This is a genomic window from Bradyrhizobium agreste, from assembly GCF_016031625.1.
GTDB classification, from domain to species: domain Bacteria; phylum Pseudomonadota; class Alphaproteobacteria; order Rhizobiales; family Xanthobacteraceae; genus Bradyrhizobium; species Bradyrhizobium agreste.
Genome location: NZ_JACCHP010000001.1, coordinates 96,920 through 119,463 on the forward strand (window position 1 = coordinate 96,920; position 22,544 = coordinate 119,463).

Here is a 22,544-nt window from a genome sequence, read left to right on the forward strand (position 1 = left end):
CTAAGTCGCCAGATCACCAAAACAGATGTACTTCAGTTCCATGTATTCGGCTAAGCCGTGCCGCGATCCCTCACGACCGAGCCCGGATTGCTTCCATCCACCAAACGGAATGGGCGGCCCTGTGAATGACGCGGTATTAATACCAAGCATGCCGCACTCAATTTGCTCGGAAAGCCGGAGCGCTCGACGCAAGTTATCTGTGTAGACGTAACCAGCCAGCCCCATTTCGCTCGCGTTAGCTCGAGCCACGACCTCTTCTTCAGAGTCAAAGGGGAGCACAGCCGCTACGGGACCAAATGTTTCCTCATTTGCGATAAGCATCCGTTCGGTGACTTCAGTAAGCAGCGTCGGCCAGACGAAATTCGGACCTAAGTCCTCGCCCCTGCCCGAAGAGAACACTCGCGCTCCCTTTGCCGCAGCATCGTCGATCTGAGCTCTGCATTTCTTGGCAACTGCCAGCTTCGTCATTGGCCCAATATTTGTTGCAGGGTCCAGGCCGTGGCCGACCCTGAGTTGAGCAATGGCAGCGGCAAAGCTCTCGACGAAAGCACCGTAGATCCCCCGTTGCACGTATATCCGGTTGGCTGCGAGGCAATCCTGACCCGACGTGGCAAACTTTGCGGCCATCGCCCCATTCACGGCCTTGGCGATATCGACATCATCAAAGATGAGGAGAGGAGCATGCCCTCCTAGCTCGAGTGACACTTTCTTTACGGATTCGGCCGCCCCCTTCAGAAGCAGACGACCGACCTGGGTAGAGCCCGTGAATGAGAGGGCACGCACCCTTTCATCGCGCACTAGCGGCGTGGAAAGTTCGACCGGATCGCCGACGACAACTTGAAACACGCCCGGCGGCACGCCCGCATCTTGAGCTAACCTGGCCAGCGCAAGAGCAGAAAGCGGAGTTTCAGGAGCAGGCTTAACTATCATCGGACAGCCAGCCGCAAGCGCAGCTCCAGCCTTCCGCGTAATCATGGCCACAGGAAAATTCCAAGGGGTGATCGCCGCCGCAACACCGATGGGCTGCATTCGCACCTGAAGCAAACTTTCAGACTTGTGACTGGGGATCGTCTCTCCGTATGCACGCTCCCCCTCCGCAGCGAACCAGTCGAGAAAGCCGGCACCATATGCAATTTCCTGGCGCGCTTCCGCGATGGGCTTGCCTTGCTCGCTGGTGGTCAGGACAGCGAGCTCATCCGCGTGCTCGAGCATCAACTTCGCCCAAGCCCTAATGATCGCCCCCCTCTTTGCTGGCAACAGCCCACGCCAAGAGGCAAAACATCGCTCCGCCGCCGCGATTGCTCGGTGCATATCCGCCCCGGTGCAACGAGCAACATCAGCAATCTCTTCCCCAGTGGCCGGGTCGACGACAACATCCCTTTGCTCGCCCGCAATCCAGCGACCCTCAATAAGCGCCGCCCCAGCAACAAAATCGCGCCGCCGCAACGTTTGCAGACTCCTCGACGCGAGACCGATGACATGCGGGTTTGCTTGGTAAACAATTCCAAAGGACACTTGAGGGTCTCGCGCGGTCATTTCTTGAAATCACGTACGCATTCAGGATACTTTGCCGCGAAGTTCTTTTGCGTCGCATTTCCTGATGCCAGGATGATTTCCTGCATGCTGTTAGGAATATGCGGAGAAATTCACCAGGCTGGAGCCGCTTATGCAGTACGACGGAATTGATGCCCGCATCCTCGAGATCGTGCAGAAGAACAACCGCTTGACGTCCGAGACGATCGGCGAACTGGCCGGGCTTTCTGCGACTGCGTGTCAGCGTCGGCTAAAGAGGCTGCGTTCAGACGGAATCATCGAGGCCGATGTTTCGATCGTTTCGCCAAGGGCAGTAGGCAGGCCAATTCAAATGCTAGTGCTGGTCACTCTGGAGCGCGAACGCTCAGATATCATCGACAAGTTCAAGAAGGCCATCAAAGCATCCGCCGACGTTGTTAACGGATTTTACGTTACCGGCGATGCGGACTTCGTCTTATACGTCACGGCTCGCACCATGGAAGACTATGAGCAATTCACTCGACGTTTCTTCTACGAGAACTCGGATATCAAGGGCTTCAAGACGATGGTGATCATGGACCGCGTGAAAGCGGGGTTCGCCATTCCAATTGACTCTCCATCCGAGGACTGAGTTGTCCTTCTCGCACGGATTGGGATTGCCGCGCGGTTTTTCCACGCCACCTTTGCCCAGAAAGCGAGAAATCCGCATTGCGGATTGTCTATGTATCGCTTTGGTCAGTTCTCAAACTGAGCATTCGTTTGATTTTGAGCTCTGGATCGACCATGGACAGCAAGCACGTCATCTAGCACTTACGACGAACTCCCAATGTAACTGAGGTCAACGGACAACGAAGCGGCCCTCGTCCTTCGCGTTGGTGCGACTGCGTACTACGAAGCTCAAAGGCCGAATGCAGCGTTTGGCGCCACGGACACAGACGACTATACGATTTCAAGAGAGAACAAGAATGGCTACTACACGGTCCGAGGCCGACAGTATAGGAGAAGTGGAAGTCCCGAGCGAGGTCTACTACGGCGCCCAGACAGTGAGAGCGATCCGAAATTTCTCGATCTCAGGAATTCCGATAAGCCATCTTTCGCAATTGATCCATGCGTTGGCTTTCGTCAAAAAGGCGGCTGTCCTGGCTAATGCCAGGCTTGGCGATATTTCATCTCGCAAGGCGAGCGCGATTGCTGCCGCCTGTAACGACATCGTTGCCGGCGATTTGGACACTGAGTTTCCCATCGACGTCTTTCAAGGTGGCGCCGGCACTTCCACGAACATGAACATTAACGAGGTCATCGCGAACCGGGCCCTCGAGCGGTTGGGATTTCCTCGGGGTCGCTACGACGTCGTCCATCCGAACGATGATGTTAATCTTTCTCAGTCCACGAATGACGTCTACCCAACGGCGATCAGACTTGCCATTTTATTGGCTCATCGCTCTTTGGACCAAGCCCTGCGCCAGCTCGCCGACGCGCTGGAGCGAAAAGGATCGGAGTTCGCAGGTGTCGTCAAATTAGGCCGGACACAGTTACAGGACGCAGTTCCAATGACTCTCGGCCAAGAATTTACTGCCTTCGCTACGACGATGCGGGAGGATGTAGTCCGGCTCGAAGAGCTCGTGTCTCTTTTCAGAGAAGTAAATCTCGGCGGCACTGCTATCGGGACCGGAATCAATACAAAGCCGGATTACGCCCGTGTCGTCGTGGAGGAGCTCTCAAAGCTTACTCAGCTTCAGTTCAGCGCAGCTAACGATCTCATCGAAGCATGTTGGGACACAGGATCCTTCGTTTTGTTCTCCGGGATGTTGAAACGCACGGCGACAAAGCTCTCCAAGATCTCGAACGACCTGAGATTACTTTCAAGCGGGCCCCGTGGAGGTCTTGCCGAAATCAATCTACCGGCACTGCAGCCAGGCTCGTCTATCATGCCGGGCAAAGTTAACCCAGTTATTCCCGAGCTAGTGAATGGTCGCGTTCCAAGTCATCGGCGCCGATTTGACTATAACGTTGGCCGCCGAAGCTGGCCAGCTGCAGCTCAACGTAATGGAGCCGGTGATTGCTTATAGTATGCTGCAATCTATGGCGCTGATAACAAACGCGGTGCAAGTGCTTCGCGAAAAATGCATTGTCGGGATAACAGCTAACGTAGATCGATGTCGCGAACATCTTTAGGCCAGCACCGCCGTTGTAACCGCCCTAACCCCGCTGATCGGATATGAGCGTGCGTCCGAGGTTGCGAAGGCAACACTCAAGAGCGGCAAGAAGATCTGGGAGGTTCTCCAATCAGAGCTGCACCTCGAGCCCGAATTGCTCAATCAATTGCGTGATCCATCCACTCTCACAAGACCATGGAAAGTGCAGGAAGTCGGCATACCAGGAAGTTCACCCCAAGATCGGTCAAGAAAATCGGAAACCCAGCGTCAGACGACTTAACTTGCTGCGCCGCACTGGGTTGCGATGCCGCTGGCGTGGAGAGCGCCCTGCTGCGCAACTCTCATGCTGATTTCCCCGGCGCTTGGGCTCTGGTTACGAATGCCGCGTGAGTGAACAGGAGGCCGAGCTATTGGCCATCCCGAGATGCAGCTTCCGCTCACCGGCCGCAGCAGGCCGTTAGTAGTCGACATCGAAAATCCTATGACGCAAGAGAACGCGAGGGCACTTCACCACGAGATCCAGGAAGTCGAGTTGTTCCGAAAGCATATTGGTGCGTATGGCTAGTCGATCGCGCGGGATATCGCCGGTCCTGAGTTGAGCACAGAGCGCCGTCATTGCCCGACACGGCTCGATCATCTACGGCAGCGCAACCGTTCTACGAGATCCGAGAGCGTGCCCTGGATCGAAAAAGCGAGCGCCCGGTGTGCGGGGTGCCGGACGCTGGAGCGTCCGTCCGGTTGAGTGCGCTGGCGGAAAACAATTTCCGACCACGCTGAAGACATGCTGCTTGGTTATGCACGGGTCGAACCAACCGTAGACTAATCATTTGCCCTGAACTCACTCAACAGGCTCGCCCTCCAGCAACAATTGGCCACACCTAACAGACAGGCTGCAGGCAGAATCTATCTACGCCCTTCTTTCCCTACACGGCTCCTGCCCTCTTTGCGTATTCCCAAGATGCCTTTGCGAGCGGGATTGTGCGCTTGGCGGATTCGATAGCCTTAGCATTGGCTGCGGTGCCCTCGCGGATGCGGCCCGCAATACCCTGTGTAATGGCCGCTAAGCGGAAAAGATTATATGAAAAATACCAGTTGAGATCGGGCAGCGCGTTGGCGGTGTAATGGCAATAGATTTGCGCAGCCTCTTTCATGCTTGGAATGTTTAGGGCCTTTAGGTCAATGTCCTTCAAGCTCGGCATAGTCCATTGCATCAGCAAATAGGTGAAGTCCGCCATGGGATCGCCGAGGGTCGATAATTCCCAATCTAGCACGGCGCGCACCTGCGGCTCGCTGGGATCGAAAATCATGTTGTCGAGACGGTAGTCGCCGTGAACAATAGAGATGCGCCTCTGCTCAGGTACGGTCTTCGGCAGCCATTCGATTAACTTTTCAACCTCTGCAATATGTTGTGCCTCCGAAGCGCGATATTGCTTGGTCCACCGATCGATCTGACGGGCGAAATAGTTGCCGGGCTTGCCGAAATCGCCAAGCCCGAGCTGCTTCGGATCGTACATGTGGAGTTTTGCGAGCGTCTCGATCTTGCTCTGAAAGATTTTTTTCCGCACCTGCGGTGGTTGGGTGTCGGGTCCCAGAACACTCGCCCCTCCTCCATCGACGTGATGGAGAAGGAAGTGCCTATGATGCCCTGAACGTGCAAAGTGCGTAAGCATGTGCAACAGGAAACCCGCTCTTGCCAAGGGCAGAGATGACGCGGAACTCGCGGTCGACCGCATGGGCGGACGGCAGCAACTGACCGAACGGCTTTCGGCGCAAGACATAGGAGCGCGTCGGCGTATCGAGCCGATAGGTCGGATTCGATTGCCCACCCTTGAATTGCAGCACGGTCAATGGGCCGACAAAGCCCCTCACATGCTCCTCCATCCAGCGCGCGAGATTCACCTCGTCTATCCGGTTCCGCTCTTCTACCGGCTTTGTCCCGGAAACGTCTTCGTCTTTGTTAATGCGGTTTGCCACGTTGACGCTCTCTCAATTCGGGAACTACGCCCGCTGCAGAACCGGCCAAGACGCAAGGGAAGTCAGATTCCATTCTGCCTTCCTCTGCGCTGCTGGCTGCAACTCATTTCTCTTGCTCGTAGCATTTGCATACTTTCGAAGTTCAAGTCTACCAGTGAGCCCTCTCGAACAAATCAGCAGGCGCATGGCTCCATGGCCGTGCCTCTTGCTTGTCATAACCAGCTTGTTCGCAAAGAACCGTACATCGCCGACGGCGGCCGAAAAGAAATACCTGCTTCCTTCCGTCTCCCTTCTTCGAAAAATAAAGCTTGGCCAATCGTGCGAGCTGACTTGGATCAGATCCACGCGCCTCGGTAGTCCTGAAAACTCCTGCCGCATATTGCCGCTGACATTGGACGCCCCGGCCTTCGTGAATACCAGGCCGAGCCGAGGCACAGCGCACCGAAAGCCATGCCGAACTGAGTAAGTTCGACAATGTTTAGCTGGTGCCCGAGCCTTCACGTCCCCTCGAGTACCGCCCTCAGAAATTGGCGTGTCCGTTCGCTCCGGGGATTTGTAAAGAATGTCGCGGGCGGCCCGTCCTCCTCGATCTTACCGCCGTGGAAAAGTGCGATTCGGTCGGCGAATTCTTTAGCAAATCCCATTTGATGCGTAACCATCAGCATCGTCAGATCATGCTCTGCCCCGAGCTTGCGGATAACGTTCAAAACTTCTCCTACGAGTTCAGGATCAAGGGCCGAAGTCACCTCGTCGAATAGCATTACCTTGGGGCGCATAGCGAGAGCTCGCGCGATAGCAACGCGCTGCTGCTGCCCGCCCGAAAGTTGGTTCGGATAATGGTGCTTCTTGTCAGCCAAGCCGACCATTGCAAGCAGATCCACTGCACGCTCTTCAGCTTCGCGCCGCGAGAGACCGAGAACAGTGATCGGTGCTTCCATGCAGTTCTTCAGCGCCGTCATATGCGGGAACAGGTTGAACTGTTGGAACACCATGCCGATCTTGCCGCGGACCCGACGAAGGTGCGCGGAGTCGGCAGGCACTGTCTTGCCATGGCGCTGGACTTGCGTAAGTGGCTCGCCATCTACCCAAATGACACCGGCATCGAGGCGCTCGAGCGTCATCAGCATGCGCAGCACGGTTGTCTTTCCTGATCCCGATGGACCAATGAGAGCGAGCTTTTCACCGCGCGCAATCGCGAGATCGAGTCCGTCAATCACAGTGTGTGCTCCAAAACGCTTCACTACGCCTTGAAAACGGACCATCGGCTCGACCATCGCTGTCACCGCGCAATCCGCCGCGTCACGCGGCTTACTTACTGGGGTGCAAGGTGCTGTCGGTTGCGCATTTGGCGTCATCCCACGGTTCTCCTGTTGAGCATCCGCTCGACTGCGCGAATGGCTGTCGCTGAGACGAGGCTCATAATCAGAAAAAACAAGCCAACTAATGTGATTGGCTCAACATAGCGGTAGCTTTCCGACCCAAGAATCTTCGCTGTCCCCATAAGCTCCAACACCGCAACTACAGACAGCAACGGTGTCGCCTTGAAGATTCCAATGAGATAGTTGCCGAGCGCAGGCACAACCGGCGGGATTGCTTGCGGCAGAATGACGTCCTTGAAGGTAGTAAATACGCCGAGGTTCAGAGCGACAGCAGCCTCCCACTGCCCTCGGGGAATGTTCTCCAAACCGGTGCGGTAGACCTCCGCACAAAAGGTCGCATAATGGACGCCGATCGTCAGCACACCGACCGTGAGACCATCAAGCGTGACCCCGAATTGCGGAAGGACGAAGTAAAGAAAGAACATTTGGATGAGCAACGGAGTCGAGCGGACGAACTCGATAAAGATGCTCAGCGGCCACGCGAACATCGGGCCCAGCATGCGTAGCACCGCGAGCGCAAGACCGAGGCTCGCCGCAATCGCAAAACTAAGTAGCGTAGCCTCTACCGTGATGGCTGCCGCCCTCAGCAGCGGCGGGAGCACTTCCAGGGCATAACTCCATTCCCACAGCATCAGTGCACCCTTCCGCGCGCGAGGCCACGCGAGGCTGCGCCTTCGAGGCCGCGCATGATGATCGTAAGCATGAGCGATATTGTTAAATAGATCAGCAGGACTAAAGTGAAGATATCGATGGTCTTCAGCGTAATTGAGTTCAGTTCAAGCGCCCTGAAGGTGAGATCGGGAATCGTGATGAGCGAAACAAGGGCTGTCGCCTTGAGCAGCTCGATGAAGAGATTACCCCAAGGGGGGATCATCAGTATCAACGCCTGCGGCAGAATGATCCGGCGAAGGGCTTGTGTACGTGTCATATTGACTGCAGTCGACGCTTCCCACTGGCCGCTTGGTACCGCTTCGATCGCGGCGCGGACAACCTCAGCGCCGTAAGCGCCTGTATTAAGACTCAGCGCCAGCACCGCAACTGTAAAAGGCGCAAGCGACATACCGAACTCAGGCAGAACAAAGTACAACCAGAAGAGCTGTACCAGTAGCGAAGTGCCCCGAAACATCTCGATGTAAACGCGCGCTAACCAGCGAATCGGCAACAGGCCGTAGAGCCGGGCGAGGGCCGCTATAATCGCAAATGCGAACGCCAGGACGGATGCGATGGCCGTGATGCGGAGCGTCGTTTCAGCTCCATGAAGCAGTACAGGCATGAAAGCGCGGAATCGTTCAAGCGTGGAGAACCATGCCAAAAGTCCAATTGCCCCCACAAGCATCCCGATGATCGACCGCGCTCCCATGGATCACCTTACGGTTGCCCCTGCTCTGCGACGAAACAGAGAGGAGTGCTAGCCCCGAAGTTCAAGGGTCCCTTAAAACGACCGGAACGGAGCGCCCTCGACTTCTCTTTGTATTGAATACGACTGTTGTCACTTGCCGGCGCAGAGCTCGGCGGTGCTTTTGGTAGGCAGAAAGTCTCTTCCGAATCCAAAAGGGCTCACCAACGCGATGTGCTCCGGAGAGCCTATGAAGGTCTTCAGCTGGACATTGAACGCCTCGATAAGATCCTTATCCTCTTTGCGGAAGCCAAATCCACCATAGCCGGCCACCGACTTGCCGGCCACTTCAAAGAAGGGCCGCGTCGTCTCGAGATCTTCGCTCTTCTTCACGATGTCGGCCAATTGAATGGCGGGCAACGCGCCGCCATCGGCGCGCCCGGACTGAACAGCCGCTACAAGGCTTGCGTTGTCCCGTACAATGAGCATCTGGGACGCATCGACGCCGGCGTCTTTTGAATAGCCGGGCTCGGTCGTCCCGACTACCACCGCAAGCTTCAAATTCTTGTCTTTCACAAAGCTCAAGATATCTTCGATCTTTTTTGGGTTGCCTCGTTTGATCAGGATAGCTTCGCCCAAGCGGAAGATCGGCTCGGAGAAGGCAATTTCCTCACAACGTTTCGGCGTTATGTACATGCCAGCAGCGATCATGTCGATGCGCTGGACCTTTAGCCCCGGAATAAGCGAGCCGAATTCGCTAATAACAGGCTCGATCTCGTCGACGCCCAGCTTCTTCAGTATGGCCTTCGCGATCTCGGGGTCGTCGCCGGTGAGCTTACCGTCCGCTTCTCGGTAGGCGAATGGTGGTGCAATGATGGAGCCAACTCGAATTTTTCCTTGCGCTTTCACCCGTTCCAGCGTGGTCTCTGCGTCGGCGTTACTGATCGTTCCAAGAGTCATCAGGATCACTAACGTCTGCATCAGGCTGGTCGGCACAAATTGAACGCTCTTCATTTCACAATCCCCTTTGCCTTGACAGAGCATCAGCGCTGCACTCTGCTGGTCTATAACTTTGGGCAGCCAGTTGAACATCAGGCTCACAGTCTGCGCAGCTCATAGGCCCCACTCGTGCTGTCAAGCATCGATATAAGCTCTCTGAGCGAAGCCACTGAAACTGCTCGGCAGACAACTCGAAACAGTAATCGCGCAACCCGCAGTAAAACCGCAGATATTCCGACTATTATATAGAATTTGCGCGAAGAAAGCCACTAATGTGAAGGTTCTCTGCGCGAGTTAGCTTTGAACTTGCACAGCGGGATGGCCCCCTATGTGTTTGGATAGACGCTGGAGCGGGAGACCATGTCAGCCCCTGTGGCTTCAGGCAAACTGTCCAGGACGTAATAGAGCCCTGGGTCAAACCGACCGGAATACGGGCCGACTCAGGAAGGCGATCAACTTTTGCGCCTGCTTCTGAGCTGCGGCTTCAGGAGACACCCCTCAGCCTGACCTATGTGCGCTTTTTCATCGCTCTGTCCCATCTAACGCGAGAATCTGCGCCGCCGATGGTCCAAGCGTAGTTGGACGCTCAGCACCATTAACGAGGGACTCCATACCTGAGTATGAGGTTCAAGTATTGTGCGAGCGCATCCATTGCGACATCCACGTCCAGAACTGCGCAGGAAAGACGTTCCTGACTGTGCGGAAGCGGGGGGCATCAGCGTGCCTCATTCTGATGAGAGCGCAGTGAAGCGGAACAAAGCAACTGACCGCTGGCGCTCACTCCCACCGCCTTGTTGGCGGCCAGAGCACCGGTGCGTGGTATGGGAGGGCTGAGATGGCAGAACCGCGCAAGTGCCAAACGTTCGCCGTAGACGCACTCGCGCGCCGCTTGGCCATGTCACGTTTCGGCGCGCCTAGATGGCGCGCCGTCTAGACGCCCTGATTCGAGCATGGGCGCCCGCGCCGCTTGGTAGCGGCGTAGATGACCTCGTCGGCCGACATGGTTGCACTAGTAGAGACTGCGCTGACGTCTCCAGGTTATGCAAGTTGCAATCCCGTCGCCGCGATTGGTACATGCATGATCGCCGAACGGCTCGTGCCTTTCTAGGCATTGCGCTCGCCGGTGCCATCGCGCTGAGGGCGCTGACGCAGCTGGAGCCGGCGTCCCGCGGCGGCTGGCACGTGAGCGAGTGCTGACTTTAGGCAGAAATACAAGGCTTACACCGCCGCTGTCGTCACGCCACCATCCACTACGATGGTCTGGCCAGTTACAAACGTGGACGCTTCAGAGGCGAGAAAGGCGACGGCACCGGCAATTTCATGCGGCTCACCTATACGGCGAAGAGGTGTGGTTGCGAAACGGCGTGTCGTATTCTCTTCATCCTCCCAAAGCGCGCGCGCAAAATCGGTCTTGATCAGACCTGGAGCGATGCAATTAACGCGCACCCCCTTCGGGCCCCACTCGCCAGCGAGGCTTCGGCAAAGCGAAAAATCGGCGGCTTTGGAGATTCCGTATGCACCGATTGCCGTCGAGCCGCGAAGACCAGCGATGGAAGAGATGAGGACGACCGAACCAGCGCCACGGGCGGCCATTTGAGGTATTGTGAGTGCGCAGAGCCAAAGATTGCTCTTGACGTTCGCCCCCATGATTTTGTCGAAAGCTTCATCTGATATCTCGAGCAGCGGACCATAATACGGGTTTACGGCGGCGTTGCAGACTAGGATGTCGATCTTGCCGTAATGCTGGATTGCACCCGCAATCAGCCCTTCGACTTCGTTGCGGCGCGAGATATTGCAGGGAAGGACATGTGCATCGCCCCCCGCATTGCGAATGCGTTCGGCCACATCATGGCACGGCTCGACCTTGCGGCTGGAGATCACAACTTTTGCACCAAGCTGGGCCAGCAATTCGGCGCAGGCACGGCCGATACCGCGGCTAGACCCAGTGACTACGGCGACTTGACCGGAAAGATCGAAGGGATTTTTTGACACGGTAAGGCTCTCTTTGTTATTCGCGGTTCCGCGTCTTCATAGTGGCGCCCATGACGATCATCGTGTGAGCTCTAAACGCGAGATGTGATAATACGAACTGCTCAAGCCGAAGCCGTTTAAAATACGGCCTAGCATAGCCGGAATTCTTATCCCCAACCGCGAACTTCGGTGAAACGCAGCCTGCGCTTGGCGCTCATTTGGCTCAGTGCACAGACGGGAAGGATGAGACTGAAGGTGCTACGAGCGAAATCGTGGTTGAGTGGATTGAAGGGCTCGGTGAAAAAAGTGACCAGACTGATAAGTCTGAGCGAACGCAACCGTAACTCTCGGCGGATCATTCATCGGATTACACCGGCACCCCGCTCCACCTAAGCGCAGATCGCTGCGCAGACGAGCATTGGCACGTGCGGCCAAGACGCTGGGCTTCCTGGCCTAATCTCCCTTGCCCGCAAGCTCAATCCCGGAGTACTCCTTACACTTAAAAGAGACCCAGGACGCTCCTCTTGAATAGCGTCGGGGCAGGCTCTCCAGGGGACCGAGAACGCAATCGAATTTGCAGCGCAAGCCCAATTCGCGTTCGCAAAGTGAATCAAACCCCGGGACGTCTGATTTCAAATCACCCCGTTTCGCTTGAGTGCGGCGATTTTCGCATTGTCATAGGCGAGTTTAGCTGAGAGGATCTCCCGTGTGTGCTCACCAAGAAGCGGCGGAGCGCGATATTCGGTGACTGGCGTGCCCGAGAAGGTCAGTGGGTTGCGGATCAGCGATAGCTCCTGCTCAAACTTGTGCTCGGACTTCACCCGCATGCCGCGCGCCTGCACGTGGGGATCGGCAAACACCTGCTCAAAATTGTTGATTGGACCTGACGGCACGCCGGCCTCCTCCAGCTTCTCCAGCCAGTAGGCCATCGGTTGCTTCAGGAACAGGCCGGCGAAGATCGCCATGATCTCCTTGCCATGCACGACGCGGTCATTGTTCTTGACGAAGCGCGGATCGTTCGCGAGCTCGGGCTCGCCGAGCACGGCGCAGGTGCGTTGGAACTGGCCGTCATTGCCGACCACCAGCATCAGCTCGCCGTCGGCGCAGCGGAACACGCCGGCCGGCATGCCGCCATTGCCCCAGGTGCCGCGGCGCGGCGGCGTCTTGCCGTTGACGAGATAGATCTGCAGCCAGTGCGACAGCGATGCGATCACCGTATCGAGCAGGCAGACGTCGATGTGCTGTCCCTGCCCGCCCCTGGCATCGCGATGGTAGAGCGCCGAGAGAATCCCGATCGAAGCGTTCATGCCGGTCATGTAGTCCACGATCGACGGGCCGACCTTCATCGGGCCCTCGCCAGGCTCGCCGTCGATATGGCCGGTGACGCTCATCAGGCCGCCCATCGCCTGCAGGATGGCGTCGTAGCCGGCGCGCGGCGCATAGGGTCCGGTCTGGCCGAAGCCGGTCACCGAGCAATAGATGATGCCGGGATTGATCGCCTTGATGGTCTCGTAGTCGAGGCCGTAGCGCTTGAGATCGCCGACCTTGTAATTCTCCATGAAGACGTCGGCGTCCTTGGCGAGCTCGCGGACGATCGCCTGCCCTTCGGGCTTGGCGATGTTGACGGTGACCGACTTCTTGTTACGGTTGGCGCAGAGATAGAACGAATTATTGTTGTTGGCCTTGCCCTCGGGGTCGGTCAGGTAAGGTGGGCCGAAGGCGCGGGCGTCGTCGCCGGTGCCGGGCCGCTCGATCTTGATCACATCCGCACCGAGATCGCCCAGCATCTGGGCCGACAGCGGCCCGGCAAGCACGCGGGTGAGGTCAAGGATTTTGATGCCTGAGAGCGGAAGGACGGACATGTCGATTCTTTTCCAAAGACGATCTGCGGATTGCGAGAAAACGGCCCCCCACAGGAGGGTCCGCTAAGTTGGGGAGGAATTGCCGCCCAGGGAGTCTCGATGGATTAGGCTGCAGCCTGCTCAATGGGTGAGAATGGCAGGCCCAGGCTTTTTTCCACAGCTTTGTAAGTTAGCCGGCGTCGATGCACATTGGGATCCGTGCACATGAGCCCGGCTCCGAGGCCCTGTTGCCGGAGCCAAGCCAAAAGTCAGCGTAGTGTTCTTCAACGCTTGGCTTGAGGTGACCGGGACAGCTCCGGGCATATTGGCGCCGCGACAATGAACATTGCCTTCTCGCGCCAGCTTTGCGGTAATGATCACCTGTCACACCTTTTCCCGCACCGACCCTGGTCTCGACCAATGCGTTGTGGCCCGCGGCCACGCATTCGCGCACGGCCCCGTGCGTCAGACCGACGCGGTATTCTTGGGTCTTGATTTCCTTGGGAACTCCGACGTTCATATGCAATGTCCTTGGTGGGCGGCTCTTTATAATCGCAAGATGGGCACAAACCTCAACTCGAAAGGGCTAAACGGCGCAGTAATTCGGCGATCAACTGGCCCAGCTTGCAGGATTACCGGCCGACGACAGGCTTGAAGGAGTCTCTCCGGCCAAGATAACCATGCCGGAATTTCAGCGAAGCGGACGGCCCCGTCCAGAGAGGGAAAATAACCGTGCGCGCACTCCCGGCAACGGCCGCCTTATTTAGATTTGGCACTTTGACCGGAGAAGCTGCTGGCTGCGCTGACGGGCTAGGACCGATGAAACGTTCCATCCGCAAGGATACCCGCTTGGTGCGACCATTGCTGCCGCGAGTGGGTGGCACCCGTCCGAACATCAGAACGAAAGCTCCGCACAAACCACGAATGAAGCCTAATTGCGCGCGTCAACGCCGAAAGCCCACTTAGGACTGAATACGATCTCATGATGGTGCGCCATCTCTAGAGCCATATTTGCACTACAACGCGAGGGCGGCTGGCATACGGCGCACCTTCGCCCATCTCGCGGCCGACTTTCCGCATATGTTGGCCACCTTAGTATGAGGGCAAATGACAGCATGGTTGACACCGGCGTAGCTGGCGATCGAGCAAGCCCGAAGAGCTTTAGGCGCAACAAGCGCGACCTGCTGATGAGGCCCCGATCCGCGATCGCATCACGGCCAGGGGCCATGGCATCGGTCGCGCTAACAGGCCGTATACATGGACGCACCCGACCGATATCCAATGTGCTTCTGAAATCCCTTGCATCCGCGGGGCCGTCCATACATGAAGCTCTCGATGAAGGCGCTCTGCATGTGCTTGCCGGCGCGATGTCGTGCCAGGTGGCGCGGCTCTGATCGGCTCACGACAGAAGGGCATTGCTGTTGAGTTCGGTGCCGTTGTCGCTACCACCTTCTTGCGCTTGCGGCGCTCGGTGATCACCCTGCTTAGTTCCCGCGCGACCCGCGTGCCCGAGCTCCACTCCCACGCGACGCGGCTCTAGAAACGGCGCGTCCTCAGTCCCCGTCGTAAAATTGAACGACTCCGCGCCGAGGCGCGATCGGGCGGAGATCGACGTTGCATTCCCCGAGATCAAAGCCATCAGTGAGGAAAGGCGGAAGTCCTTCCATCGATCCGATGGGCCCCGGACGCGATGACGATGGAAGGCAGAAGGATCGTAGTCAGCGTACGTCTACATCATTGCCCGGCACGTCAGTCCATAGTACACATCCCATGGAGAATGGGCTTGGAGAAGCCGGCCCGGCTCGCGAATTCCGGATCGCTGTGTAAGGAATTTCGATCACCCGATAGACGATAAACCAGCGCTTGATCGGGCCGTGTTGGGATGTCGATTGATCTATCGGGCGCGCGGCGGGAGACTTGATGCGGCCCGGGCATTCCATCCCGTGGTCCGCAAAGCCGCCGTCACCACCCGCAAAGGTCGAAGAGACGATTGTGACGATCTTGTCACCCTCGCCATCCCTAACGTCGGCTTCGTTCTGAATGATCGCGCCCTTCTCTGCCCCTTGTCGTAGACGCCGCACGCGCGCGTCCGCGGTAACGCTGGCCGCGACAGGCAGCGGTTTGTTGAAATAATCTCGTTCGCGATCGACGACACGGTTGAGGTCGATTAGGTCAGGTCGGGCCCCCAGACGCAGACCGAAACAACCTTCAGCGGCTTGGGCGTCGCAAACGCCTCGTTGACAAACTGAAGCTCCTTTTCGTTCAGAGGATCGGAGCCTATTCCAACGCCAAGCGCAGAAACCATCCCCTCCCGATCGCTCCGCGGAATAGGGAGCGGCTTCGGTCTTGAGATTGAGAACCGCACGGTAATCGATTGGCATCGTCTCCGCTCATCCGGCTCTTACCGTCTAGCCGCCGTCTTGTGTAGCATCGGCCAATGGGCCATGTGTCGACGGCTCCGGGTTGGCAAGAAGAATCTTCACTTTGCAGCATTGGTCGGAGCAGCCATGTGTTCGGCCTATTTGCGCGGTACACAGATGACCGCTGGCCGTAATGCCTTCCGCGGATCAGGTCCCGATCAACAGCACGCATTCGAAGATGCCTTGGCCCATGAGGGTTGTCCTGATCGCCGGATCGACCGGCGCTGCATTAAGTGCTGTTCGTCCTTTCAACCGTTACGTCACACCCGGATGACCGGCTGTGATCTCGTTCACGCCGTAAGAGCGGCGGGTTCCCTGTAGCGTTCGCTCCTGGCCATCATCGCCCATGCCATCCTGGCGAGCTTATTGGCGAGTGCGATCGCAGCGACCTTGGTGGGGCGTCGCGCCAACAACGCGGTGAGCCGGGCCGATGGCCCGTGCCATGGATCTTGGCATAGCGGATCACGGCGAGCGCGGCAGCTGTAAACAGGCTGCGCAAATAGCGATGTACGCATCCGACAGGGGCCGTCTTGCGTGACGGCTGGTAATTCGCGAAGCGTGTGGCCTTAAGTCTAGCTTTAAGGTCATCAGGCGATGCGGGTCGAGGTTTTGGGCGGGCCGGAGCGGCGGCGGCGCTGGTCGCAGGACGACAAGGCACGGATTGTCGAGGAAACGTTGGCGCCGGGCGCGAAGGTGACTGAGGTTGCGCGTCGCAACGGAGTAGCGGCCAGCCTGGTGTTTACCTGGCGTCGACAAGCACGGACATCGGAACAAGTTGTACCATCTTTTGCGCCGGCGCAGATCGCCGCCGCAGCGGCCTCGGCTGAGGAAACTCCGACTACGGCTGATGGCCGAGTCGCTCCGTGGCAGCCGCGCGTACTGGATTGATAGAGATTGATCTCGGCAACCGACGGTGCGTCCGGGTGGATGCGCACGTCGATCCGGAGGCGCTGGCGCGGGTCCTCGATGTGCTTGGACGCCGATCATTGCTATACCGGGGGAATGTGCGAGTGTGGCTCGCGACAGGCTACACGGATATGCGCAGAGGCTTTCCGTCGCTGGCACTCCAAGTCCAGGAGGTGCTGCGCAAAGACCCGCTCAGCGGTCATCTGTTCGTCTTCCGTGGTCGCCGCAGCGATCTTGTGAAGGCGATCTGGCACGATGGCCAGGGAGCCTGCTTGTTCACAAAAAGACTCGAGAGAGGAAAGTTCATCTGGCCATCGGTTGCCGGTGAATCGGTAACGATCTCGCCGGCGCAGTTGAGCTATCTGCTGTCCGGGATCGATTGGCGCAACCCTCAAGAAACCTAGCGTCCGACGCGGGTCGGATAGCCGCTTTACGGTTTAAATCTGCTGCTTGATCTGATTCAATGGGCTTCATGATATCGAAGCCGGACGATCTTCCATCGGACCTTGTGAGTGCCCTGGCGGCGCTGCAGGCCCAGCGTGAGGCGCGGCTGCGAGCCGAGGCGATGGCCGCCAGTGCACGGGCGGAGCTGTCGGACAACGAGGCGGTGATCGCACATCTCGACCTACGGATCGAGAAGCTCAAACGCGAGCTGTACGGGCAGCGCTCCGAGCGCACGGCACGGCTGCTCTCATCGTGTTTGATCGATGCCAGGCGATGATACGGCGGTCGAACTCCAGGATCTGGGCTTTCAGCGCGCGCAATTGACCGGCAAGAGCAGCAAGACACATCCGGGCGACCTCCGGGACTCGGTCTTCGGCTTTATCAGCGACGACTTCCAGCAGTTGCTCGACGCCTCGCCGCCCGACGGGGGCGACAATGCCGAACTCGGCAAGATAGGCGCGGATCGAGTTGATCATCGCGGTCTGCTGGCGGATGAAGAGGTGGCGCGCTCGGTGAAGCATCAGGCTGCTCTGTTGCTCGGCTGTCTTGGTCGGCACGAACCGCATGTTGGGCCTCGTCACCGCTTCACAGATCGCCTCCGCGTCCGTAGCGTCGTTCTTCTGCCGCTTGAGTAGAGTCGAGGAGAGGCGCGGTGATGCGCTTGTTGCGCGTTCCGTTTCCTCTCCCCGCTCATCAAACCGGACCTGCGGTTTTCCCGCATCCGGCTTTCCGACAGGTTTCGTTACAAGGCGCACGTCGGCGACACTTTGCGCACGCGGTTCAGCACAAGTACGCCAGGGCTCCCATAGATCTGGTCAGAGAACCGTCTGACGCCACGTCCTGGCGTCTTATGTCGTCTGCGCAGAAAGGCGAGCACGCGGTCAAAGACGTGTCGATCAACGGCCTGATGAGCCGTAGCAAGCGAGCCATAGCTGAAGTAAGCGGACCAGCCGCGCAGAAGGCGGTTCAGTCGTGCTTGTACTTCGGGCCAAGCGCCCTTGTTGCCCGGCGTCAGCAGTTCGCTGACCTTCCTCTTGATCCGCAGCACGCTTTTCTTCGACGGAGCCGCGCCAAGATACCACCGCCCCCCATTGCGGAAGTGGCGGGGTCCGAGCGTGTACCCAAGGAAGTCAAAGCTTTCCAATCGGGCATTCTTCACCGAGGTTTTAGTCTCGTTGAGTGTCAGCCTAAGCTTGGTCATCACCGCTTTCGTCCACGTCAATGCGTCTTCCGCGTGGCCGCGGCTGAGAATGACGAAGTCGTCGGCATAGGAGATAATCTGGCCATGGAATGCTTCACGCCGACCGCTGAGACGCCAATGCTTCAGGAACCGGTTCATGTAGATGACGGAGAGCAGCGGACTGATGACACCACCCTGTGGCGTGCCACACTTGTTGCTCTTACCGCCGCTCATGCGCCGTTTCCCGTTGCTATCCCGCTCCTCGACCGGTACTCGCAGCCATAACTTAATCAGCCGCAGCACATTCCGGTCGACGATGCGTCGGGCCACCGATTTGAGGAGGTCCGAGTGCGGTATCGTGTCGAAGTATTTCGACAAATCGGCGTCAACAACATCTGTGTAGCCCCGGCACATAAGCCGGTGCACTTCCTTGACGGCATCGACCGCGTTGCGGCGCGGGCGATATCCATAAGCTCCGTCCTCAAAATCCGCCTCGAAGATCGGTTCCAGCACGATCTTTGCAACAGCTTGGACGACCCGGTCCCGGATTGTTGGGATACCGAGCGGACGTTCGCCGCCGCCGGGCTTTGGGATCATCACCCGCCGCACCGGATCGGGCCGATAGGTCTTCGTGACGAGTTCATCGCGCAGGCCAGCCAACCATGCTTCGAGTCCCGACGCGTCGATCTATTCGAAAGTTATTCCGTCCACTCCCGGCGCACCCGCGTTGGCCCGGGCCAGCTTGTAGGCATGGCTCAGAATGTCCTCGCGGCAGATCTTGTCGTACAGCACGTAGAAGCGGAAGGCAGGCTCCGCCTTCGCTTTGCAATAAAGCTTTCTTTGAAGGCTCCTGATCTTATCGGGCGTTTCAAGGCTCATCGCCAATCTACCCTTTCCCTCGCCATCTTCAAAAGCGCACCTGAAGTCAGGGTCCTTTGCTCCGCCGGAATTACCCGGTGTCATCGGCACCTTTGACCCTGTCCGACTCCCGTCCGGTCCATCGACTACTCAATGCTGAAGGCGCGACCTTCGACCAAGACGGGTCTCCCCGATTACCCGTACTATCTTTCCAACGTGCCGTGCCCATTACCCCGGTGAACCAGACAGGTGCGTGCGCTCGATTGCTTCCCTGTCCGCACGGCCTTCCCCGCCATACGATCGGGTCGGCATTCACATCGTAACTTTCGAGGCGTGCTCAGGCTTCACTCACGTTACGGCCCGCTGGATTGCTCGGCCGCCTAAAGCGAACTTTGTCACGAGGCTTCGATCCGTCCGATTGCTCGTCCAAACCGCTCGTCAGCTACCAGATCAATCGACAACTCTCTGGGTGGATCCTTCCTCCACTGGTAATACGCGCCGTCGGGGCGCACCGTAGGGCTTCACATAGGCCGCAGGCATCAATCGCACCGTATGTCCCAACGCCTGCAATTCACGGGACCAATGGTCAAGCTTCGATCCCTACCAGGCATGGCGGCAACTTCTGGAAAAACGCCAAGACGTGGCGCCGCCTCAACTGAGGCGTACGACCACTCGGCCGGCAGCATCAACGCCGTGCACTTGGAAGACCGACTTCGCAATATCAAGGCCAATCGTCGAAATTGACTGCATAGGCTGCTCCTCCGAATCGTGGGAGCCTCAAAACGGCACCCACTCCTTGGCGCTGTCGCGCCGGTGGAGGAGCCGACCACATGGGGTAATCGCGGGAGTGCGTGTTTCGGCAATTCCCGGACAGCGATTTCGGTAATTCGCGGACAGCGATTTCAGTAACTCCGGGACAGGGATTCCGCTAAATCGCGGACAGATGCGGGAGGTTGGTTTTGGGGAGCGCCGTTCAGGCAATGTTCTCTCTCAAGCTGAGTTTGAGAGGGGCAATCCGAGACGGAAGCAAGCGAAACGAACCACTGTGAAGGACCTACGATCGATCCTGAGGCTGACGTACGATCAGGGCCTGTCGGTGCGGGCAATCTCGGAACGGCTGCAGATCAGCAAGACCTCGGTTGCCACCTACCTGCTGCGGGCGCGCGAAGCGGGCTTGAGCTGGCCGCTGCCGCCGATTTGCGAGAGCGAGGCGGCGTTACAGCGGGCCTTGTTCCGGCGGGTCGGGCGACCGCCGCAGGACTTGAGCGAGCCTGAGTGGCCACGGGTGGCGCAGGAACTCAAGCGCAAGGGCGTGACGCTGACGCTGCTTTGGCAGGAATACAGGACGGCTCATCCCGACGGCTACGGTTACACTTGGTTCTGCGAGAAGTTTGACGCCTATCGGCGGCGGGCGAACCCAACCTTCCGCCACCGCCACGCGGCGGGTGCGGTGATGCAGACCGACTATGCCGGCCCGACGGTGGAGGTGACCGATCCGCAAACCGGCGAGATCCGTCAGGCGCAGATATTTGCCGCGGTGCTCGGGGCCTCGTCGCTGACCTTCGCTATGGCGAGCTTCGGTCAGCGACTGCCAGATTGGATCGAAGGCCAGACCCGGGCCCTGTCGTACTTCGGCGGAGTCCCCAAGGCCATCGTCTGCGACAATCTGAAGGCCGGGGTCGTCAAGGCGTTGTGGTTCGAGCCGACGCTCAACCAAACCTTTGCCGCCATGGCCGAGCACTACGACACGACGATTTTGCCGACCCGCAGCCGCAAGCCGCGCGACAAGGGCAAGGTTGAAGGCGCGGTGCTAATTGTTGAGCGCTGGATTCTGGCACGGCTGCGCCATCGGCGGTTCTTCAACCTGACCGATCTCAATGCCGCGATCGGCGGTTTGCTGGAGGAGCTGAACAATCGGCCTATGCGCCATATCGGCAAATCCCGCCGGCAGCTGTTCGAGGAGATCGAGCGCGAGGCGCTGGCGCCGCTGGCGAGCGAACCGTTCGAATACGCCGAGTGGAACGGCGAAGGTCCATCCCGATTATCACGTCGAAGTCGACAACACCTTTTACTCGGTGCCGCACCGACTGATCGGCCGTCGGGTGGACGTCCGGCTCACGTATCGAGCCGTCGAGATCTTCCAGGATCACACGCGTGTCGCCAGCCATGTGCGCCGCTCTCAGGCCATGTCACCGTGAACGAGCACATGCCCAAGGCCCATCAGCGTTACGCCAATATGACACCGGCGAGTTTGATCAAGATGGCAGCGCGGGTCGGCGTCAACGCCGCCACCCTGGTCGAGCGGATGATGCGTGAGCGCCCGCATCCCGAGCAGGGTTATCGCTCCGCCATGGGGATCATCGCCCTGGCTCGGGCGCTACGAGCGCAATCGGCTGGAAGCGGCCTGTGAGAGGGCGCTCGCCATCAACGCGATCAATTACTCCTCCGTGAGCGCCATCCTCAAATCCGGGCTGGACCGCGCGAGCCCTGCCGCCGAGCCCATCAAAGCCACGCCCTCCCACGCCAACATTCGTGGCGGCGCCTATTATCAATGAAGGAAAGGAAGATCGTGATGCTGACCCACCCGACCCTCGACCAGATGCAGGCCCTCGGCCTTGCCGGAATGGCGGGCGCCTATCGGCAATTGGCCGAACAGGACAATGCCGCCGATCTCAGCCGCGACGAGTGGCTCGGCCTGATGCTTGATCGCGAAGCCGCCATGCGCGCCGACCGGCGCCTGACCAATCGCCTGGCCGCAGCCAAGCTGCGCTTCGTCGACGCCTGTATCGAAGACGTCGACTTCGCGTCCCGCCGCGGCCTTGACCGGCGCAACACCCTGCAGCTGGCGCAAGGCGCCTGGCTGAAAGCCCATGAGAACTTCATCATCACCGGCCTGACCGGGACTGGCAAGACTTGGCTGGCGTGTGCCTTCGGACGCCAGGCGGCCAGGCTCGATCATTCCGTCCTTTATTTGCGGATGCCGCGCCTGTTCGTAGACCTCGCCATGGCCCGTCTCGATGGTCGCTTCCCGCGCCTCATCGATAAGCTCGCACGTGTCCAGTTACTCATCCTCGACGACTGGGGCACCCACACCCTCAACGACCAGCAGCGCCTCGATCTCCTCGAAATCTTCGAAGAGCGCTACAGGCGCAAATCGACCTTGATTACCGCCCAGCTGCCCGTTGCCCAATGGCACGATATGATCGGCGAGCCAACCATCGCAGATGCTATCCTCGACCGGATCATCCACAACTCCCACCGTATCGCCCTCGAAGGCGACAGCATGCGAAGGAAAAAAGCTGCACGCCCCTTTGACCGACGTCGAAAACAGCGAAACGAATACCAACTGACTTCAACAACCAGGCAACCAAAAGCCAGCGCCGCTACGCTGTCCGCGATTTAGCGAAACTGCTGTCCGTCAGTTAGCGAAACTGCTGTCCCGTTTTTGCGAAATGCGCAGCGGGAGCGAGTCGCCCCTAATTCCGGGTCAACCGACAATGGAAGCTGGTGGCTGTTCCCCGATAGGATGGAGATACGGGCTTACGACTGGCCGCCGGGCCCAAGCATC

General features: G+C 58.5%; 14 protein-coding genes and 8 pseudogenes. 7 read left to right on the top strand and 15 right to left on the bottom strand.

Going from position 1 to position 22,544, the window contains the following annotated elements:
- Positions 1–1,536 (bottom strand): NAD-dependent succinate-semialdehyde dehydrogenase, encoded by a 1,536-nt coding sequence (locus tag HZZ13_RS00340; RefSeq protein ID WP_197957731.1) that lies wholly within the window; start codon positions 1,534–1,536, stop codon positions 1–3.
- Between the two features lie 130 nt (positions 1,537–1,666).
- Here HZZ13_RS00340 and HZZ13_RS00345 point away from each other — a divergent pair, with 130 nt between their 5' ends.
- Both HZZ13_RS00345 and HZZ13_RS00350 read left to right on the top strand, forming a co-directional pair.
- Complete coding sequence (locus HZZ13_RS00345) at positions 1,667–2,143, top strand: Lrp/AsnC family transcriptional regulator (RefSeq protein ID WP_197957732.1); 477 nt, start codon at positions 1,667–1,669, stop codon at positions 2,141–2,143.
- Between the two features lie 334 nt (positions 2,144–2,477).
- Positions 2,478–3,948 (top strand): annotated as a pseudogene (locus tag HZZ13_RS00350) (aspartate ammonia-lyase).
- A 643-nt stretch (positions 3,949–4,591) separates the two neighbouring features.
- Here the strand turns inward: HZZ13_RS00350 and HZZ13_RS00355 are convergent.
- The 10 genes and pseudogenes from HZZ13_RS00355 to HZZ13_RS37510 form a co-directional block, all read right to left on the bottom strand.
- Positions 4,592–5,642, bottom strand: a pseudogene (locus tag HZZ13_RS00355) (phosphotransferase family protein).
- A 497-nt stretch (positions 5,643–6,139) separates the two neighbouring features.
- The gene (gene ehuA / locus HZZ13_RS00360; protein ID WP_283817105.1) at positions 6,140–6,916 is read right to left on the bottom strand and encodes an ectoine/hydroxyectoine ABC transporter ATP-binding protein EhuA; all 777 of its coding nucleotides are present in this window, start codon (positions 6,914–6,916) and stop codon (positions 6,140–6,142) included.
- 77 nt (positions 6,917–6,993) lie between these two features.
- Positions 6,994–7,653 carry an ectoine/hydroxyectoine ABC transporter permease subunit EhuD gene (ehuD, locus tag HZZ13_RS00365; RefSeq protein WP_197957733.1) on the bottom strand — a complete coding sequence of 220 codons (660 nt, stop codon included), beginning with the start codon at positions 7,651–7,653 and terminating at the stop codon, positions 6,994–6,996.
- The gene (ehuC, locus tag HZZ13_RS00370; protein ID WP_197957734.1) at positions 7,653–8,381 is read right to left on the bottom strand and encodes an ectoine/hydroxyectoine ABC transporter permease subunit EhuC; all 729 of its coding nucleotides are present in this window, start codon (positions 8,379–8,381) and stop codon (positions 7,653–7,655) included. Before ehuC ends, ehuD begins: the two co-directional genes overlap by 1 nt.
- Before the next feature lie 129 nt (positions 8,382–8,510).
- Entirely contained in the window at positions 8,511–9,449 is a 939-nt protein-coding gene (gene ehuB / locus HZZ13_RS00375; RefSeq protein WP_246504214.1) for an ectoine/hydroxyectoine ABC transporter substrate-binding protein EhuB, read from the bottom strand.
- A 1,125-nt stretch (positions 9,450–10,574) separates the two neighbouring features.
- Complete coding sequence (locus tag HZZ13_RS00380; protein ID WP_197957735.1) at positions 10,575–11,348, bottom strand: SDR family NAD(P)-dependent oxidoreductase; 774 nt, start codon at positions 11,346–11,348, stop codon at positions 10,575–10,577.
- 611 nt (positions 11,349–11,959) lie between these two features.
- Positions 11,960–13,189, bottom strand: coding sequence for a CaiB/BaiF CoA transferase family protein (locus HZZ13_RS00385; protein ID WP_197957736.1), 1,230 nt, complete (start codon positions 13,187–13,189; stop codon positions 11,960–11,962).
- Positions 13,190–13,309: 120 nt separating this feature from the next.
- Complete coding sequence (locus HZZ13_RS37505; protein WP_376707004.1) at positions 13,310–13,492, bottom strand: hypothetical protein; 183 nt, start codon at positions 13,490–13,492, stop codon at positions 13,310–13,312.
- 28 nt (positions 13,493–13,520) lie between these two features.
- A pseudogene (locus HZZ13_RS36480) lies at positions 13,521–13,688 on the bottom strand (alanine dehydrogenase); the annotation flags it as partial.
- Between the two features lie 1,086 nt (positions 13,689–14,774).
- Positions 14,775–15,549: pseudogene (locus HZZ13_RS37510) on the bottom strand (MaoC/PaaZ C-terminal domain-containing protein); the annotation flags it as partial.
- Positions 15,550–16,182: 633 nt separating this feature from the next.
- Here HZZ13_RS37510 and tnpA point away from each other — a divergent pair.
- The 3 genes and pseudogenes from tnpA to HZZ13_RS00410 all read left to right on the top strand — a co-directional run.
- Complete coding sequence (tnpA, locus tag HZZ13_RS37515; RefSeq protein ID WP_197957738.1) at positions 16,183–16,476, top strand: IS66-like element accessory protein TnpA; 294 nt, start codon at positions 16,183–16,185, stop codon at positions 16,474–16,476.
- Positions 16,452–16,898 carry an IS66 family insertion sequence element accessory protein TnpB gene (tnpB, locus tag HZZ13_RS00405; RefSeq protein WP_376707005.1) on the top strand — a complete coding sequence of 149 codons (447 nt, stop codon included), beginning with the start codon at positions 16,452–16,454 and terminating at the stop codon, positions 16,896–16,898. The genes tnpA and tnpB overlap by 25 nt, the downstream gene beginning before the upstream one ends.
- Positions 16,899–16,966: 68 nt before the next feature.
- Positions 16,967–17,185, top strand: a pseudogene (locus HZZ13_RS00410) (IS66 family transposase); the annotation flags it as partial.
- A gap of 171 nt (positions 17,186–17,356) precedes the next feature.
- Here the strand turns inward: HZZ13_RS00410 and HZZ13_RS37520 are convergent.
- From HZZ13_RS37520 to HZZ13_RS00425, 4 genes and pseudogenes are all read right to left on the bottom strand, one after another.
- A pseudogene (locus HZZ13_RS37520) lies at positions 17,357–17,567 on the bottom strand (IS110 family transposase); the annotation flags it as partial.
- 113 nt (positions 17,568–17,680) lie between these two features.
- Positions 17,681–18,778 carry a group II intron reverse transcriptase/maturase gene (gene ltrA, locus HZZ13_RS00420; RefSeq protein ID WP_246504216.1) on the bottom strand — a complete coding sequence of 366 codons (1,098 nt, stop codon included), beginning with the start codon at positions 18,776–18,778 and terminating at the stop codon, positions 17,681–17,683.
- Between the two features lie 27 nt (positions 18,779–18,805).
- Complete coding sequence (locus tag HZZ13_RS36490) at positions 18,806–19,003, bottom strand: hypothetical protein (protein ID WP_246504217.1); 198 nt, start codon at positions 19,001–19,003, stop codon at positions 18,806–18,808.
- Between the two features lie 486 nt (positions 19,004–19,489).
- A pseudogene (locus HZZ13_RS00425) lies at positions 19,490–19,726 on the bottom strand (IS110 family transposase); the annotation flags it as partial.
- 295 nt (positions 19,727–20,021) lie between these two features.
- Here HZZ13_RS00425 and istA point away from each other — a divergent pair.
- Both istA and istB read left to right on the top strand, forming a co-directional pair.
- Positions 20,022–21,531: pseudogene (gene istA, locus HZZ13_RS00430) on the top strand (IS21 family transposase).
- Positions 21,532–21,548: 17 nt separating this feature from the next.
- Complete coding sequence (gene istB, locus HZZ13_RS00435) at positions 21,549–22,379, top strand: IS21-like element helper ATPase IstB (RefSeq protein WP_246504265.1); 831 nt, start codon at positions 21,549–21,551, stop codon at positions 22,377–22,379.
- Positions 22,380–22,544 lie beyond the last annotated feature (165 nt).

Coding starts and splice junctions, on each gene's coding strand:
- ehuA (WP_283817105.1), bottom strand. CDS start 6,916: ATGGTCGAGCCGATGGTCCGTTTTCAAGGCGTAGTGAAGCGTTTTGGA.
- tnpA (WP_197957738.1), top strand. CDS start 16,183: ATGCGGGTCGAGGTTTTGGGCGGGCCGGAGCGGCGGCGGCGCTGGTCG.
- istB (WP_246504265.1), top strand. CDS start 21,549: ATGCTGACCCACCCGACCCTCGACCAGATGCAGGCCCTCGGCCTTGCC.
- HZZ13_RS00340 (WP_197957731.1), bottom strand. CDS start 1,536: ATGACCGCGCGAGACCCTCAAGTGTCCTTTGGAATTGTTTACCAAGCA.
- ehuC (WP_197957734.1), bottom strand. CDS start 8,381: ATGGGAGCGCGGTCGATCATCGGGATGCTTGTGGGGGCAATTGGACTT.
- ehuB (WP_246504214.1), bottom strand. CDS start 9,449: ATGTTCAACTGGCTGCCCAAAGTTATAGACCAGCAGAGTGCAGCGCTG.
- HZZ13_RS37505 (WP_376707004.1), bottom strand. CDS start 13,492: ATGCCCGGAGCTGTCCCGGTCACCTCAAGCCAAGCGTTGAAGAACACT.
- HZZ13_RS00345 (WP_197957732.1), top strand. CDS start 1,667: ATGCAGTACGACGGAATTGATGCCCGCATCCTCGAGATCGTGCAGAAG.
- ehuD (WP_197957733.1), bottom strand. CDS start 7,653: ATGCTGTGGGAATGGAGTTATGCCCTGGAAGTGCTCCCGCCGCTGCTG.
- HZZ13_RS00385 (WP_197957736.1), bottom strand. CDS start 13,189: ATGTCCGTCCTTCCGCTCTCAGGCATCAAAATCCTTGACCTCACCCGC.